This is a genomic window from Angustibacter luteus (assembly GCF_039541115.1).
Classification (GTDB): Bacteria; Actinomycetota; Actinomycetes; order Actinomycetales; family Angustibacteraceae; genus Angustibacter; species Angustibacter luteus.
Genome location: NZ_BAABFP010000005.1, coordinates 880311 through 896063 on the forward strand (window position 1 = coordinate 880311; position 15753 = coordinate 896063).

Here is a 15753-nt window from a genome sequence, read left to right on the forward strand (position 1 = left end):
GGCCTCGCGGGCGACCCGTTCGACGCGGCTGCGCTCGTCGGCGTCCGGCACGTGCGCCGTGACGGCGTCCGGCTCGGGTCCGGTCGAGGTGCCGGTCGACCTGCTCTGACCTTCGCTCACGCCGCGCTCCCTTCCATGACGAGGTCCAGGACCTTGCTCTCGTCCAGCTCGCCGGCCGGGGCCTCGTGCACGACGCGCCCCTCACGCAGGACGAGCACCCGGTGGCTCATGCCGAGCACCTCGGGGACCTCGCTGGAGACGAGCACGACGGCGACGCCTTCGGCCGCGAGCCGGTGGATCAGCTGGTAGATCTCGGTGCGGGCGCCCACGTCCACGCCTCGGGTCGGCTCGTCCAGCAGCAGCACGCGGCAGCCGCGCAGCAACCACCGGGCCAGCAGGACCTTCTGCTGGTTGCCGCCGGACAGCGTGCTGGCGGGACGGCGTGGGTCCGCGGGCCGGACGTCGAGCTGCTCGGTGACCTCGCGGGCAGCCTCGACCTCGGCCCGCTCGCGGACGAACGAGGCCCAGGAGAAGCGCCGCATGCTGGCCAGGGACACGTTGCGGTACACCGGTTCGGTGAGCAGCAGGCCCTGGGACTTGCGCTCCTCCGGGCACAGACCGAGCCCGGCCCGGACCGCCGCCTGCACGGACCCGCCCGGCAGCCGGCGCCCGTCCACCTGGACGGTCCCGGCGGTCGCCTTGCGCGCGCCGTACACCGTCTCGAGGATCTCCGAGCGGCCGGAGCCCACCAGCCCGGCGATGCCGACGACCTCGCCGGCCCGCACGCTGAAGCTGACGTCCGCGAACTCGCGCCCGCGGCTGAGCCCGTCCACCTGGAGGACGACGTCACCGATGTCGCCGTCGCGCGGCGGGAAGACGTACTCGATGCTGCGGCCGGTCATCAGCCGGATCACCTCGGCCGTCGGGGTGCTGCGGGCCGGCAGGTTCTGCGCCACGGTTCGGCCGTCCTTGAGAACGCTGACCCGGTCGCCGATCTCGCGGATCTCCTCGAGCCGGTGCGAGATGTACACGACGGCCACACCATCGGCCTGCAGCCCGCGGATGACGTCGAACAGCCCGCGCACCTCCTCGGGGTCGAGCACGGCGGACGGCTCGTCCATCACGATCAGCCGGGCGTCGCGGGACAGCGCCCGGGCCATGCTGACGATCTGCTGGCCGGCGGCGGACAGCCGGCCGAGCTCGCGGCGCGGGGAGATCTCGGGGTGCCCGAGCCGGTCCAGCAGCCCGCGGGCCAGGCGCTCGGCGTCGGCCGGGCGGCTGAAGCCGAAGCGCGCGTGCTCGTGGCCGAGCACGATGTTCTCGGCGACCGTGAGGCCTGGCACCAGGTCGAGCTCCTGGTAGATGGTGGCGATCCCCGCGGTGTCGGCCGCGTGCGGCGAGGCCAGGGTGATCGGCTCGCCCTGCCAGGTGATCTCACCGGCGTCCGGGCGGTGGGCGCCGGCCAGCACCTTGATCAGGGTGGACTTGCCGGCGCCGTTCTGGCCGAGCAGGCAGTGCACCTCGCCGGCATCGACGTCCAGGTCGACGCCGTCCAGGGCGCGCACGCCCGGGAACTCCTTGACGATGCCGCGCATGCTCAGCAGCAGGCCGCTCACGACCGGCTCCCCGGCAGGGTCGAGTACAGCTGGTCGCTGATCATCCGGGCCGCCCCGATGACGCCGGCCTCGTCGTCCAGCTCGGACAGCACGATCGGCAGGTTGCCCGTGGCCAGCGGCAGGGAGCGCTGGTAGACGACGCTGCGCACCTGGGCGAGCAGCTCGTGACCGAGCTGGCTGACCCCGCCGCCGAGGACGACCAGGCCGGGGTTGAAGAAGCTGACCAGTCCGGCCAGCACCTCACCGAGCACCCGGCCGCCTTCGCGGACCATCGCGGTGGCGTGCGGGTCTCCGGCCTCCGCGGCGGCACCCACGTCGATCGCGCTCAGCGTGACCCCCTGGGCGAGGCGGTCGGCGAGGAAGGCGGAGCGCCCCGAGCGGGCTGCGGCCAGCGCGTCGCGGCGCAGCGCGGCGCCGCCGAAGTGGGCCTCGAGACAGCCGAAGTTGCCGCACGTGCAGACCGGACCCTCGTCGTCCACCTGGATGTGCCCGATGTCGCCGGCCGAGCCGTTCACCCCGCGGTACACCTCGCCCCGGATGACCACACCGCAGCCGATCCCGGTGCCGATCTTGACGAACAGGAAGTCGTTGGCGCGCCGGGCGATCCCGGCGTGCTTCTCGCCCAGCGCCATGATGTTCACGTCGTTGTCCACGATGGCCGGGCAGCCCAGCGCGGTGGCGAACCGCTCGCGCACCGGGTAGCCGTTCCAGCCGGGCATGATCGGCGGCGACACGGGCTCGCCGCGGTCGAAGTTGACCGGGCCGGGGACGCCGACCCCCACGCCCGCCAGGACGGTGCCCGGCTGGTCGGCGACCAGCTTGCGGGCCAGGTCCAGCGCGCGGTCGATGACGACGTCCGGTCCGAGCCGCACCTCGACGTCCTCGCGGACGTGCGCCAGCACGTTCAGCTCGGCGTCGGCGAGGGCGACGTCGACCGACGTGGCCCCGATGTCGACGCACAGCAGCCGGGTGCGGGAGCTGAGCGCCAGGGCGGTCGAGCGACGGCCGCCGCGCGAGGCGGCCAGGCCGGTGGCCTCGATGAGTCCCAGCTCGATCAGCCGGTCGACCTCAGCGGCCAGCTTCGACCGGGACAGGTCGACGCCGTCGTTCAGCTCGGCGCGCGAGCGCGGACCCTCGTCACGCAGGCGGCGCAGCAAGGCCACCTGGTGCCGGTTCTCCGGTCGCTGCAGGGTCATCGTCGTCCCTTCGGGCCATCGCTGGCCGATCGGGGCGACCCTAGGACGCTTTGACCCAAGAGTGCAATACCTTTTGCCATTCTCAGCAGAAGTCGTGTCGGGTTGTTACCAAAGCACCGCCGACCCACCCCTCACGTCCGAATGGATCGCAGCAACAGCTGCGATCCATTCGGACGTGAGAGGGCGCGCTCGAGCTCAGCCGAAGAAGACGCCCGCCTCCGCGTAGCGCTCCGCGGGCACCGTCTTGAGCTCAGCGGTCGCCTCGGACAGCGGGACCCGGACGATGTCGGTGCCGCGCAGAGCGACCATCTTCCCGAAGTCCCGGTCGTGCACGGCCGCGATGGCCTCCAGCCCGAACCGGGTGGACAGCACCCGGTCGTAGGACGTCGGGGTGCCACCGCGCTGGGTGTGACCGAGGACGACGGCGCGCGTCTCGCGCTCGGTGACCCGCTCGATCTCGCCGGCCAGCCAGGTACCGACGCCGCCGAGACGCACGTGCCCGAACGCATCCACCTCGCCGGTGGTCAGCACCTCGGCGCCGTCCTGCGGCACCGCACCCTCGGCCACCACGATCAGCGCCGAGCGGCCGTCCGCGAAGCGCGACTGCACCCAGCCGCAGACCTGCGCCGGGTCGAAGGGCACCTCGGGGATGAGGATGCCGTCCGCTCCCCCGGCCAGCCCGGAGTGCAGCGCGATCCACCCCGCGTGCCGGCCCATGACCTCGACCACCACCGCGCGGTGGTGCGACTCGGCCGTGGTGCGCAGCCGGTCGATCGACTCGGTCGCGATGGCCACCGCGGTGTCGAAGCCGAACGTGTAGTCGGTCGCTCCGAGGTCGTTGTCGATGGTCTTCGGCACGCCGACCACGCCGATCCCGTCGTCCGTCAGCCGCTTGGCCACCCCGAGGGTGTCCTCGCCGCCGATCGCGATCAACGCGTCGACGCCGGCCGCAGCGAAGTTGTCGCGGATCCGGTCGACGCCGCCGTCGACCTTGTACGGGTTGGTCCGGGACGAGCCGAGGATGGTCCCGCCGCGCGCCAGGATGTCCTCGACGTCGTCCAGGGTCAGCGGGCGGGTGTGACCCTCGACGGGGCCTCGCCACCCGTCCTTGAACCCCACGAACTCGTGGCCGAGGCCGCTGCCCTTGCGGACGACGGCGCGGATGACGGCGTTGAGGCCGGGGCAGTCCCCGCCTCCAGTGAGTACTCCGATGCGCATGCGGCGACCCTAGCGGCGGGACGCCCCGGACGGCGACGGCTCGCCCACCCATCGGACGCCGCCGCGCAACCGCGCCCGGGCCGGGCGTCGTCCTGGTCCGCCACTACTGTTCCGGCCATGACCTTCTCGATCGTGGGCCGCGACGGAGACGCCTACGGCGTGGCCGTCGCCAGCAAGTTCCTCGCCGTCGGCTCCGCCGTCCCCGCGGCGCGGGCCGGGCTCGGCGCCGTGGCCACCCAGGCCTACGCCAACCTCGCGTACCGCGGCGCCGGGCTCGCGCTCCTCGCGGCGGGAGCGACCAGCGCCGAGACGGTGCAGCGGTTGACGGACGACGACGAGGGCCGCGACGACCGCCAGGTGGGCGTCGTGTCGGGGTCGGGAGGGACCAGCTTCACGGGGCCGAGCTGCCACGCCTGGGCCGGCGGACGGGCCGGCGACGACTACGCGGTGCAGGGCAACATCCTCGTCGGCGAGCAGGTGGTCGAGGCCATGGAGGCCGCGTGGGCGTCGTCCGCCGGCCAGCCGCTCGTGCGGCGGCTGCTCGCCGCGCTGTCCGCCGGGGACGCCGCGGGCGGCGACCGCCGCGGCCGGCAGAGCGCCGCACTCCTGGTGGGCCGGCCGGGCGCCGGGTACGGCGGCGACGACACCGAGTACGACCTGCGGGTCGACGACCACCCGGACCCGGTCCCCGAGCTCGTCAAGCTGGTGGACCTGCACGACCTGTACTTCGGTGAGCCGGACGCCGACGCCCTGCTGCCGCTCGAAGGTGCCGTCGCCGACGAGGTGCGCGCACTGCTGGCCAAGCTCGGCCACGCGGGCGACGACCTCGACGCCCTGCTGGACACCTGGGCCGGCTCGGCCAACTTCGAGATGCGGCTGCGTCCGGGCTCCATCGACCCGGTCGTGCTCGACCAGCTACGCCTCGGCCGCACCTGACCCGAGGGCGTGCAGCTGGTCGGCGAGCTCGTCGGCCCGCCGGGCGAACAGCAGCGCCCCGGTCCGCTGGGCCAGCCGGCGCCCCTCGGCCAGGGTGGCGTGCACGTCCACGGCCGGTACCCCGAGCGCCAGCTGCGCCCGGGCCCGCACGACGGAGGCGAGCGCCTCGTTCGGCCGCTGCTGGTAGCGGTCGGCCGATGCGGCGGCCTCGTCCAGCGCGGCCAGCGCCTGGGTCGGCTCCCCTGACGCCAGGTGCAGGTAGGCGCGGATCAGCAGCGTGCCGTGCTCGCCCGTCCTGGCGCCCATCTCCAGCAGCACCTCGTCCAGGCGGGCCACCTCGGCCAGCGCCTCCCGCGCGTCGTCCGGTGTGCCGTGCATGCCGCGCGCCCACGCCTGCTCGCTGCGCAGCATGGTGCCGAGGAACGCGAAGGCGCCGTCCGGGTCGGCCGCCAGTCCGGTGGCGCAGGCGGCCAGGGTGCGCTCCACGTCCCCCTCCAGCGAGGCCGCGTTGGCGGTGAACTGGGCCCAGACGACCGTGCCGTAGGGGTCGCCCTGCACCTGCGTGCGCATCCGCTGCTGGATCGCGTGCGCACTGTCCAGGTCGTCGGTCAGCGTGTGCACCAGGGAGCGGAAGGCCGGCGACAGCAGGCGGACGTCGTAGGCCAGGACGGGACGCTGCTCACCCTCGTCGAGCTCGGCCAGCAGGTCGGCGGCGGAGTCCAACGCGACGCGGGACTCACCGATCTCGCCGCGGTCCCACCGGTCGATGCCCCGCGCGTGCAGCGCGTACAGCCGGACCACCGGGTCGGCGCTGCCGGAGGCTCGCTCCTCGAGCCGCGCGATCAGCTCGGCGCTGCGGTCGAGCTCGACGCGTTGGGACGCCGCGCCCCACCGGGCGTACACCAGCTCGACGCCGGTGCGCACCCGGCCCAGCCGCTCGGCCAGCTCCTCACCGCGCGCCAGCAGCGCGTCGTCCGTGCCGATGTACCCGGCCTGGACTCCGACGATCGTCGTGAGCAGCGCAATGCCGTCCAGCTCGAGATCGTCCAGCCCCGCCGACGAGCTCACCCCGATGGCGAGCTCCAGGTGCCGGGTGGCTGCGGCGTACGCGTGCTTGGCCAGCGCGGCGTGCGCCGCCGCCAACAGGGCCGACGCCGTGCGGCGCGGCTCGGCGAGCGGTCCGGCCGACCAGAGGTGGTGCGCCAACGCCTCGGCGGCCAGTGGCGGCGCCGCCTCGGCGTCCGGCTGCCCGGGGCCCTCCGGCGCGCGGCCGGGGCTGAGGGCGTCCGCAACCCGCAGGTGCAGCCGGGGAAGCATCAGCGCGCCGGCGCCGTCCACCACCGCGTCGCGCACGAGGTCGTGGCTGAACCGCCAGATCCCGACGCGCGTCGGGTGCGGCACGAGCACGCCGTCGTCCACTGCCGGGCTGATGCCCTCGAGCAGCTCGTCCAGCGTCGACCCGTTCGCCGCTGCGAGCACCGTGAGGTCCACGTCCCGGCCCAGCACGGCGGCCAGCCTGAGCAGGACGACCGTGGGTTCGGGCAGTGCCGCCAGCCGCGTCCGGACGACGTCCCGCACCGACGCCGGCACCACGACGTCCTCCCCCTCGGCCCGTGCCTGCACCACCCGGGCCAGCTCGCGCACGAAGAACGGGTTGCCGCCGCTGCGGGCGAGCACGGCCTGCACGGTGCCGCCGGCCGGCGAGGTGCCCAGCTCGACGGCCAGCAGGGCCGCGACCTCGTCGGGGCCCAGCGCGGGCAGGTCCACCCGGGCCTGGCCCGGCACCCGAGCGAGCGCCGCGAGGGCAGCGACGAGGTGCGCCGGTGCGTGCTGGCCGGGTGGCCGGAGCGCGCAGCACAGGGTCACTCCGGCGGGTAGCCGCGTGGCGACCTGCGCGAGCAGCGCGGTGGAGGCCTCGTCCGCCCAGTGCAGGTCGTCCAGGACGAGCACCAGCGGACGTCGCCGGACCCGGTCGCCGAGCAAGGACACCAGGTCACCGGCCTGCCGGAAGGCGGCGCTCGGCTCGGGCGACTCCCCGGGCCGTCCCGGCAGCAGCGCCGCGAGCACGGTCGAGCCCGGCGCCCCGCCGGTCAGCACGTCCACCACCTGGCTCCAGGGCCACAGCGTCGGCGTCCCGGGGCCTTGAGCACAACGACCCCACACGACGTCCGCCTGCTCGTGCACCGCCGCGGCCAGGGCGTCCAGCAGGGCGGTCTTCCCCCCACCGGCCTCGGCCTCGACCACCGCCACCCGACCACCGTCGGCAGCGCTGGACACCAGGTCGGTCAGGGTCGCCAGCTCAGCGTCCCGGCCCACCAGCGCGGGACTCCCCGGCGGTGACCGGTGGCCCGCTGGCTGGGCGGCGGTCGGCACCGGTGTGGGTTCGGAGGTGGGCACCGCCAGGTGGTCGGCGTGGGACAGCAGGTCCAGCTCGAGCTGGCGCAGTCGCGGCCCGGGGTCCACCCCGAGCTGGTCGCCGAGGGCGCGCTTGCAGTCCGCCAGCACCTGCAGCGCCTCGCGCTGGCGGTCGCTGCGGTAGAGCGCGACGGCCAGCAGCGCGGCGACCTCCTCGTCGAGCGGGTCGCGGTCCAGCGCCGCCCGCAGCTCGGGCTCGAGCGCGCGGTGCTCACCGCGGCCGAGGCGCACGTCGTACGACAGCCGCACCGCGGCCGCGTGCACCCGCTCCAACCGGATTCGGTCGGGCCGGCTCCACTCGTCGTCCTCGAAGTCCGGCAGCAGCGGTGCGTAGTCGCCGAGCGCACCTGCCACCAGCCGGGCGGCACCGTCCAGGTCACCTGCGGCAGAGCAGGTCCGGGCGGCCGCCACCGCGTCCTCGAACCGCCACGCGTCGACCTGGTCGCGGGCGGCGACCAGCGCGTAACCCTGACCTCGGGTGACGAGGACGCTCGCCGGCTCACGGGGCTTGCGGTCCGGCTCGAGCGCCCGGCGCAGCGTGGAGATGTAGGAGTGCACCGAGGCCTCGGCCCGCTCGGGGGCGTCGGCCCCCCAGACGGCGCCGACCAGGCCGTCCAGCGACAGGGTGCGGCCGGACTGCAATAGCAGGACGGCGAGCAGGGCCTGCTGCTTGCGCGGACCCACGTCGAGGCGCCCGGCAGGCGAGGCGACCTCGAGCCCGCCGAGCAGCCGGTACGCGAGCTCGGGCATCGGCGCGAGCGTAGTGCTCACTCGTGCCGATGCCCGAGGAATTTCTCGCGCGGTCGCGCACCCCTGGGTCAGCCCTGCGGGATGGCGAACCCGTGGCAGAACACGTCGTCCGGGTCCAGCACGGCCTTGACCGCCTGCAGGCGGGCCAGGTGGTGCGGGCTGAACGCGCTCGCCGTCCGGTGCTGCTTCTCCTCGCCCTCGGTGAAGTTGAGGTACGTGGCACCGGTGACGAACGGGGCCAACGCCTTGCGGGTGTGCCGCAGGTGCGCCTCGAGCGCCAGCCCGGCGTGCGGGCTGACCACGATGCCGACCATCTCGAGCAGCAGCTCGCCGCTGCGACCGCGGTCGTTGGCCGCGCCGGCCGCGTTGCGCTTGACCGCACCCCCGGCGTGCCGGACCTCGGTCATCACCAGCATCGGCGGACGTCCCGGCTCGGGCAGCCCGGCCCTGACCAGCACCTCGACGGCCTCGTCCTCGAGCTCGTCGAACCACTCGGTGGACACCATGGCGGGCATCGGGTCCGGCGGGTCCTGGCTGATCATGTCGTTCATCGCGAACGGCATGCGGCCGAACATGTCCATCACCGGCGGACGCCACTCGCGCCACTCGTCGATGATCGCCGCACCCTCGTCGAGGTCACCGCTCCAGCAGCCCCGGACCATCACGAAGGACTGGCCGCGCAGCGGCTCCGGCACCTCGTCCAGGGGCGGGAAGTTCATCAGCACGAAGGACGACGTGAGCCGCTCGTCCTGCCGCGCTGACCAGTCACGCCAGCGGCGGATGACGTCGCGGGCCATGAACGCCGGGTAGAGCAGGTTGCCGGCGTAGACCTCGGTGACCGGGAAGAGCTCGATCTCCATCGCCGTGACGACCCCGAGCGAACCGCCGCCACCACCCTTGAGGGCCCAGAAGACCTCCGGGTTCTCGTCGGCGCTGGCGCGCAGCTCCTCGCCGCTTGCCGTGACCAGGTCGAACCAGCGCACGGCGTCCGAGGACAGGCCGTAGCGTCGGCCGAGCCAGCCGAAGCCGCCGCCGAGGGTGTAGCCGACGGCGCCGACGTCCGTGGTCGAGCCGACCAGCGGGGCGAGTCCGTGCTCGGTGGCCAGCGGCATAACGGCGGCCCACTTGGCGCCGCCCTCGATGCGGGCGGTGCGGGAAACCGGGTCGACCTGGACGCCGGTCAACCGGCTCATCACGATGAGGACGCCGCCATCGGACGGGCGGGCGACACCGTGGCCGGTGGCGTGGATGGCGATCGGGTGGTCGTTCGTCGTGGCGAAGCGCACGGCGGCGGCCACGTCGGAGGTGTCGGCCGCCACCACGAGCACGGCCGGACGGTGCTGGATGGCGAGGTTGTAGCAGCTGGCGGCCTCGGCGTAGCCGGCGTCACCGGCCAGCAGGACGTCGCCCGTGACGCTGGCTCGCAGGGTGGCGAGGTCGTCGCCGCGGGTGGTGATGGTGCTCATGGTGTGGTGCTCCTGATCTTGTTCCGCTGGCTCCCTCGGGTGGTGGGGAGCGCCTGGAACGAAGGTGCCGGAGCCTGCTTGGGGCCGACTTGGCTTCCACTTGGCCGCCTGTGAGCCACCCGCCGCGGGACCGTGGCGAACGGCCGGTTCGGTCAGGCTGAGTGGGTGCCGCCGAACCTCGATCAGCTCGCGGAGGCTCAGGCAGGTGCGGTCTCGCGCAGCCAGGCACTGACGAGCGGGTTGAGCGGATCGGCGATCGCTCACCGGTGCTCGAGCGGACGCTGGCAACCGCTCTACCCCGGCGTGTACGCCAGCTACTCGGGCCCGCTGGTGCCGCAGACCCGCGCGTGGGCAGCGCTGCTGCACGCTGGTGCCGGCTCGGTGCTGAGCCACCGATCGGCCGCCTTCGAGCAACGACTGCTGGACATCGCCCCCGACCTCGCGGAGGTGACCGTCCGCGCGACGCACCGCGTCACGCCGCAGCCCGGGATCGTGCTGCACCGCACCCGGCACCTGGAGGCTCGACGTCACCCGGCCCGGCGCCCTCCGCAGACCCGCGTCGAGGACACCGTGCTCGACCTGGTCGAGGCCGCCCAGGACGAGGACGAGGTCATCGGCTGGCTCACCCGAGGCGTCCAGCGTCGCCTGACGACGCCGGACCGGCTCAGCGCCGCCGCCGTCGCTCGCGGGCGGCTGCGACACCGCCGGCTCGTCGGGGCCGTGCTGGCGGAGGTGGTGGACGGCATCGCCTCCCCGCTGGAGCTCCGGTACGCGCGGGATGTCGAGCGCCGCCACGGGCTGCCGCGCGGACGTCGAGGCCTCGCCGATAGGCAGCGTGGCCGGCGGGTGTACCGCGACGTGGCCTACGAGGAGTTCACCACCTACGTCGAGCTGGACGGCGTGCTGTACCACCGCGACCAGCAGCTCCGGGACGACGAGCGGGACAACGAGCTGGTCGTTCGCGGGGCCGCGAGCCTGCGGTACGGCTGGGCGCAGGTCAACGGGCGACCGTGCCTCGTGGCGGGCCAGGTCGGGGCGGTGCTTCAGTGTCGCGGCTGGACTGGACGGATCCTCCGGTGCGGTCCGCGATGCAGCGCCGCGTGAGCGTGGCAACGGCGTTCGCCCTGGCGCATGCCGTTGCCACGGTGAGCCGTGGACGCGGCGACGCAGGGGTCAGCCGGCGGCGCGGGCCGGAGGCTCGGGCTCGGCGGGGCCGATGTCGGCGGCCGGGTCCTCGAGCTCGAGCTCAGCGCTTGCAGGATCGGCGGGATCGACGTCCGCGCTCTCGTCCTCAGGGTCACCGGGCAGGGAGACGGTCTTCCCGCGCCGGGCCGCCGCGAGCCGCTCCTTCATGGACGCCGCGTACACGTCCACGTACTCCTGGTCGGAGAGCTGCATGAGCTCGTACATGATCTCGTCCGTGATGGACCGCAGCACGAACCGGTCGCCCTCCATCCCCTCGTAGCGGGAGAAGTCCAGCGGCTCCCCGATCCGCACGCCGATCCGGGTGATCTTGGGCAGCTTGCGTCCGATCGGCTGGGCCTTGTCGGTGCCCACCATGACGACGGGAATCACCGGGACACCGCCCTCGAGGGCCATCCGGGCGACGCCGGTCTTGCCGCGGTAGAGCCGTCCGTCGGGCGAGCGGGTGCCCTCGGGGTAGATGCCCAGCAGGTCGCCCTTGTTGAGCACCCGCAGTCCGGTGTTGAGCGCCGCCTCGCTGGCCCGGCCGCCACCGCGGTCGATCGGCAGCTGGTCGGCGAGCCGGAAGAACAGGGCCGTGGCCCGTCCCTTGGGGCCGCGCCCGGTGAAGTAGTCGGCCTTCGCGAGGAAGGTGACCTTCCGGTCGAGCAGCAGCGGCAGGAAGATCGAGTCCGAGAACGACAGGTGGTTGCTGGCCAGGATCGCCGGGCCCTCGACGGGCACGTGGTCCACCCCGGTCACCCAGGGCCGGAAGATCAGGCGCAGGATGGGACCGAGGACCACGGTCTTCATCAACCAGTAGAACACCGCGCCTCCTCTCCGCTGACCCCACGACCTGACGGATGAACTCTAGTAGCACCTCTCGACCGAACCCCTGCCGCGTGGAACGATGCCCCAACCAACACCACCCGACCAGCCGAGCAGCCCTAGGAGTGCCCGCGTGCCCGTGATGCCCGGAGCGGAGCCGTTCAGCAGCGACGGCGGCGACGTCGGCGTGCTGGTGTGCCACGGCTTCACCGGGAGCCCGCAGAGCATGCGTCCGCTGGCGCAGTCGCTGGCCGCCGAGGGCTTCAGCGTCCGGTTGCCGCGGCTGCCCGGTCACGGCACGACGTGGCAGGAGATGAACCGCACGCAGTGGGCCGACTGGCTGGCCTGCGCCGAGAGCGCCTTCGCCGAGCTCGTCGACAGCTGCGACCGGGTGTTCGTGGCCGGCCTGTCCATGGGTGGCGCCCTGGCCCTGCGCATCGCCGAGCGACAGGCTCCGCACGTGGCCGGCCTGGCCCTGGTCAACCCGTGCGTCACCCTCGGTGACCCGCGCTTGGTGGCCCTGCCCGTGCTCAAGCACGTGCTCGCGTCGTTGCCGGGCATCGCCAGCGACATCGCCCAGCCGGAGCGCACCGAGCTCGCGTACGACCGCACCCCGCTCAAGGCGCTGCACTCGTTCGTCCAGGCGTTCCCCGAGGTGGTCCGGGACCTGCCGCAGGTGACCCAGCCGCTGCTGCTGATGCGCTCGGCCGTCGACCACGTCGTCCCGGCGAAGAGCTCGCAGCTGGTGCTGTCCCGCGTCTCCAGCAAGGACGTGACCGAGATCGTGCTGGAACGCAGCTTCCACGTGGCGACGCTGGACTACGACGCCGACGTCATCGAGCGCGAGACCCTCGCGTTCATCCGACGAGTGACCGGGTGAGCGGGATGCCAGCCGAGCGCGACCAGTCGAGCGGCGACGCCGGACGTGACGCCGACCTCGATGCCGCGTTCGCGCAGATCGTGGCGGGTTGGGACGAGGACACCCCGGTCGGCGAGATCCCGCCCTGGCCGGCGTCCGAGGACGCCAGCCGGCACGACGAGAAGCTCGACGAGTCGGCCGAGGGCGGCGGCGCCGAAGACCCACCCAACCCGCAGTCGATGGAGCAGATCCGGTACGTCCGCGACCACGGGCTGCCCACCCCGGACGACGACCCGCAACCGGTCGAGCCGTCCCCGCTGACCGGCCCGCGGGACTGGGAGCTGGCCACCGAGCACGAGGGCCACTTCGTCCCGCCGGACCCGCCGTTCACCGCCAAGCTCGACACGTTCGGACAGCTGGCCTGGGCGGGTGTGGTCCTCGGACCGGCGTTCCTGCTGTTCGCGGGCCTGTTCTGGCGCGACGTCGGGCACCTCTGGCTGGCCATCGCGGCTGTCGCGTTCGTCGGCGGCTTCGTGACCCTCGTGCTGCGGTTGCCGCAGACCCGGGACGACGACGGGGACGACGGCGCCGTCGTCTAGCTCCGCGCTGCCCTGCCACCTCACCCCGCTCGAAAGGAAGCTTCCTCGTGTCGTTCTCCGAGACCGTCCAGATCCGCGGGCACCTGCTCGACACCGGGGTGCTCTCGCGCTGCGTGGACGACGTCCGGTCCCTGGGCGGCGACTACGTGATCGAGCGCTTCGACGTCGGCAAGGACCACGACGACGAGTCGTACGCCCGGATCCGGGTGCAGACCGACGACGAGCAGCTGCTGGCCTCGATCCTGATGCGGCTGAACGCGCACGGCGTAAACCTGACCGACCCGGGCGAGACCGTCCTGCGCGAGGTCAGCGCCGACGGCGTCTTCCCCGGGGACTTCTACTCGACGACCAACCTGGACACCCAGGTGCGGCTGGACGGCCGCTGGGTCGACGTCGAGCAGCCCGAGATGGACTGCGGGCTGCTGGTCAGCGGGGACGCGGGTTCGCGCCGGGTGCGCACGGTGCCCGTCAGCGACGTGCTGGCCGGCGACCAGATCGTCTGCGGCGCCTCGGGCGTGCGGGTGGTGATGCCGGTGGCGGAGTTCGCCGAGGACGGCCAGGTGTTCGAGTTCATGAACTCCGAGGTGTCCAGCGAGAAGCCGCAGGCGCTGCTGGTCCGGCAGATCGCGGAGGAGATGCGCTCGGTCAAGGCGGCCGGCAAGAAGGTGCTGTGGGTGGCCGGACCCGCCGTCGTGCACACGGGCGCCGCCCCGGCGATGGTCGCACTGGTCGAGGCGGGGTTCGTCGACATCCTGTTCGGCGGCAACGCGATCGCCACGCACGACATCGAGTCCTCGATCTACGGGACGTCGCTCGGCGTGGACCTGTCGAAGGGGCGCGGTGTCGAGCACGGCCACGAGCACCACATCCGCGCGATCAACCAGATCCGCGCGGCGGGCTCCATCGCAGACGCGGTCGACCAGGGCGTCCTCACCTCGGGCGTCATGCACGCCTTGGTGCGCGGCGAGAAGCAGTACGTGCTCGTCGGTTCGGTGCGGGACGACGGTCCGCTGCCCGACGTGCACACCGACGTGATCGTGGGCCAGCGCAAGATGCGCGAGGCACTGGACGGCGTGGGCTTCGCGATCATGGTCGCGACCATGCTGCACTCGGTCGCCACGGGGAACCTGCTGCCCGCCTCCATCCCGCTCGTCTGCGTCGACATCAACCCGGCGACGGTGACCAAGCTGGCCGACCGCGGCTCCTCACAGGCCCGCGGCGTCGTCACCGACATCGGGCTCTTTCTCGAGCAGCTGGCCGGTGAGCTCAGCCCGGGATGGAACACCCGCGATGCCTGACACGACCGGCAGCGGCACGGACCAGCGTGACGAGGACGACGACTTCGAACCCTGGACGGCGGACGGCGCCTCGCGGCTGCGCATCGCCGCGGCCGACCTGCTCGCGGCGCTCGCCGAGCACGCCGAGACGGTGGCGTCAGCGGCCGGCGACGCGGACGTCCTGGACGTCTTCGCCGCGAACGACCGCCTGCTGCCCCTCGCCATGGCGTACGCCGACGCCCAGTTCGACTACACCGGCAACTTCGGCCCGTTCGGAGCGCTTACGGACGACGACGGCGACGAAGCTGACGGCGAGGACGACGAGGGGCCGACCGAGGAGTCCGTGGCCACCGGCTTCACCGTGTTGGAGCGGCGCGATTACGCGGTGACCGACGAGGCAGCCGTGCTCGCCGCCGCCGACGCGGACCACCTCGGCCGCGCGCTGCACCAGATCGCTGAGGCGGGCGGCTGGCACAGCCTGGGCGACAGCCCCGGCCTGCGCCGCCAGGCGGGCTTCGTGGCCGTCGTCCAGCACGACGCCCTGCTCGCACCCGACCCGGCGGACTGGCCGCAGGACCTGACCATCGAGGACGGCGAGCTGCTCTACGAGCAGCGCGACGCCTACTGACAGGATCGCCGTCATGGCTCAGCACGAGATCTGGGACGTCGACACCGCCGCCCGCTACGACACCCCGGGCACCGGGATGTTCTCCCCGGAGGTGCTCGAGCCGACCGTGCAGCGGCTCGCTGGGCTCACCGCCGGCGGCCGCGCCCTGGAGCTCGCCATCGGCACCGGGCGGGTCGCCGTACCGCTGGCCGAGCGCGGCGTCCCCGTCAGCGGCATCGAGCTCTCGCAGCCGATGGTCGACCAGCTGCGCGCCAAGGTGGACGCAGGGACGATCCCCGTCGTCCTCGGCGACATGGCCAGCGCCCGCGCGCCCGGCGAGTTCACGCTCGTGTACCTGGTCTTCAACACCATCTCGAACCTCCTGACCCAGGCCGAGCAGGTCGCCTGCTTCCGGAACGCGGCGAGGCACCTGTCCCCCGGCGGCTGCTTCGTCATCGAGCTGTGGGTCCCCGAGCTGCGCACCCTGCCGCCCGGGCAGCGGGCCACGGTCGGGCAGGTGGAGCCCGGCTACCTGCTGCTGGACACCTACGACGTGCTGAACCAGCGCGTCGTCTCGCACCACGTGCACTTCGGGGACGGCACTGCGGCCGAGCTGTTCCGCAGCCCGCACCGCTACATCTGGCCCGCCGAGCTGGACCTGATGGCCCAGCTGGCCGGGTTCGAGCTGGAGAGCCGGCACGCCGACTGGTCCGGCGCGGACTTCACCGCCGAGTCCGGCTCGCACGTCTCGGTGTACCGGCTGCCACGCTGACCTCCGCTGGCTGTCGCCTTCCGGACGCCGAT

13 protein-coding genes are annotated in these 15753 nt (G+C 73.3%); 7 read left to right on the forward strand and 6 right to left on the reverse strand.

Going from position 1 to position 15753, the window contains the following annotated elements; translation table 11 throughout:
• Positions 1-116: 116 nt before the first annotated feature.
• From ABEB17_RS13375 to ABEB17_RS13385, 3 genes are all read right to left on the reverse strand, one after another.
• Complete coding sequence (locus ABEB17_RS13375) at positions 117-1595, reverse strand: sugar ABC transporter ATP-binding protein (protein ID WP_345717362.1); 1479 nt, start codon at positions 1593-1595, stop codon at positions 117-119.
• Between the two features lie 17 nt (positions 1596-1612).
• The gene (locus ABEB17_RS13380) at positions 1613-2812 is read right to left on the reverse strand and encodes an ROK family protein (protein WP_345717177.1); all 1200 of its coding nucleotides are present in this window, start codon (positions 2810-2812) and stop codon (positions 1613-1615) included.
• Positions 2813-3007: 195 nt separating this feature from the next.
• Positions 3008-4030 carry a 6-phosphofructokinase gene (locus tag ABEB17_RS13385; RefSeq protein ID WP_345717178.1) on the reverse strand — a complete coding sequence of 341 codons (1023 nt, stop codon included), beginning with the start codon at positions 4028-4030 and terminating at the stop codon, positions 3008-3010.
• Between the two features lie 117 nt (positions 4031-4147).
• On the opposite strand from ABEB17_RS13385, the gene ABEB17_RS13390 reads away from it, so the two are divergent.
• Entirely contained in the window at positions 4148-4966 is an 819-nt protein-coding gene (locus ABEB17_RS13390; RefSeq protein ID WP_345717179.1) for a DUF1028 domain-containing protein, read from the forward strand.
• Here the strand turns inward: ABEB17_RS13390 and ABEB17_RS13395 are convergent.
• Together ABEB17_RS13395 and ABEB17_RS13400 are read right to left on the reverse strand one after the other, a co-directional pair.
• Positions 4946-8131: an ATP-binding protein gene (locus ABEB17_RS13395; RefSeq protein ID WP_345717180.1), complete on the reverse strand. Its 3186-nt coding sequence runs from the start codon at positions 8129-8131 to the stop codon at positions 4946-4948. The two genes, ABEB17_RS13390 and ABEB17_RS13395, sit on opposite strands and share 21 nt — an antisense overlap.
• A 68-nt stretch (positions 8132-8199) precedes the next feature.
• Positions 8200-9597, reverse strand: coding sequence for an FAD-binding oxidoreductase (locus tag ABEB17_RS13400; RefSeq protein ID WP_345717181.1), 1398 nt, complete (start codon positions 9595-9597; stop codon positions 8200-8202).
• A 165-nt stretch (positions 9598-9762) separates the two neighbouring features.
• On the opposite strand from ABEB17_RS13400, the gene ABEB17_RS13405 reads away from it, so the two are divergent.
• Complete coding sequence (locus ABEB17_RS13405; protein WP_345717182.1) at positions 9763-10701, forward strand: type IV toxin-antitoxin system AbiEi family antitoxin domain-containing protein; 939 nt, start codon at positions 9763-9765, stop codon at positions 10699-10701.
• A 69-nt stretch (positions 10702-10770) separates the two neighbouring features.
• Here ABEB17_RS13405 and ABEB17_RS13410 read toward each other — a convergent pair whose 3' ends face one another.
• Positions 10771-11607, reverse strand: coding sequence for a lysophospholipid acyltransferase family protein (locus ABEB17_RS13410; RefSeq protein WP_345717183.1), 837 nt, complete (start codon positions 11605-11607; stop codon positions 10771-10773).
• 142 nt (positions 11608-11749) lie between these two features.
• Here ABEB17_RS13410 and ABEB17_RS13415 point away from each other — a divergent pair, with 142 nt between their 5' ends.
• Genes ABEB17_RS13415 through ABEB17_RS13435 form a run of 5 tightly spaced genes read left to right on the forward strand, consistent with a single transcriptional unit; the run spans position 11750 to position 15721 of the window.
• Complete coding sequence (locus ABEB17_RS13415) at positions 11750-12487, forward strand: alpha/beta hydrolase (RefSeq protein ID WP_345717363.1); 738 nt, start codon at positions 11750-11752, stop codon at positions 12485-12487.
• A complete protein-coding gene (locus tag ABEB17_RS13420; RefSeq protein WP_345717184.1) occupies positions 12484-13065 on the forward strand; it encodes a hypothetical protein in 582 nt (193 codons plus the stop codon). Before ABEB17_RS13415 ends, ABEB17_RS13420 begins: the two co-directional genes overlap by 4 nt.
• A gap of 47 nt (positions 13066-13112) precedes the next feature.
• Complete coding sequence (locus tag ABEB17_RS13425; RefSeq protein WP_345717185.1) at positions 13113-14363, forward strand: ornithine cyclodeaminase, nickel-pincer nucleotide-dependent; 1251 nt, start codon at positions 13113-13115, stop codon at positions 14361-14363.
• A complete protein-coding gene (locus tag ABEB17_RS13430) occupies positions 14356-14970 on the forward strand; it encodes a hypothetical protein (RefSeq protein ID WP_345717186.1) in 615 nt (204 codons plus the stop codon). Before ABEB17_RS13425 ends, ABEB17_RS13430 begins: the two co-directional genes overlap by 8 nt.
• Before the next feature lie 13 nt (positions 14971-14983).
• Positions 14984-15721 carry a class I SAM-dependent DNA methyltransferase gene (locus tag ABEB17_RS13435; protein WP_345717187.1) on the forward strand — a complete coding sequence of 246 codons (738 nt, stop codon included), beginning with the start codon at positions 14984-14986 and terminating at the stop codon, positions 15719-15721.
• Positions 15722-15753 lie beyond the last annotated feature (32 nt).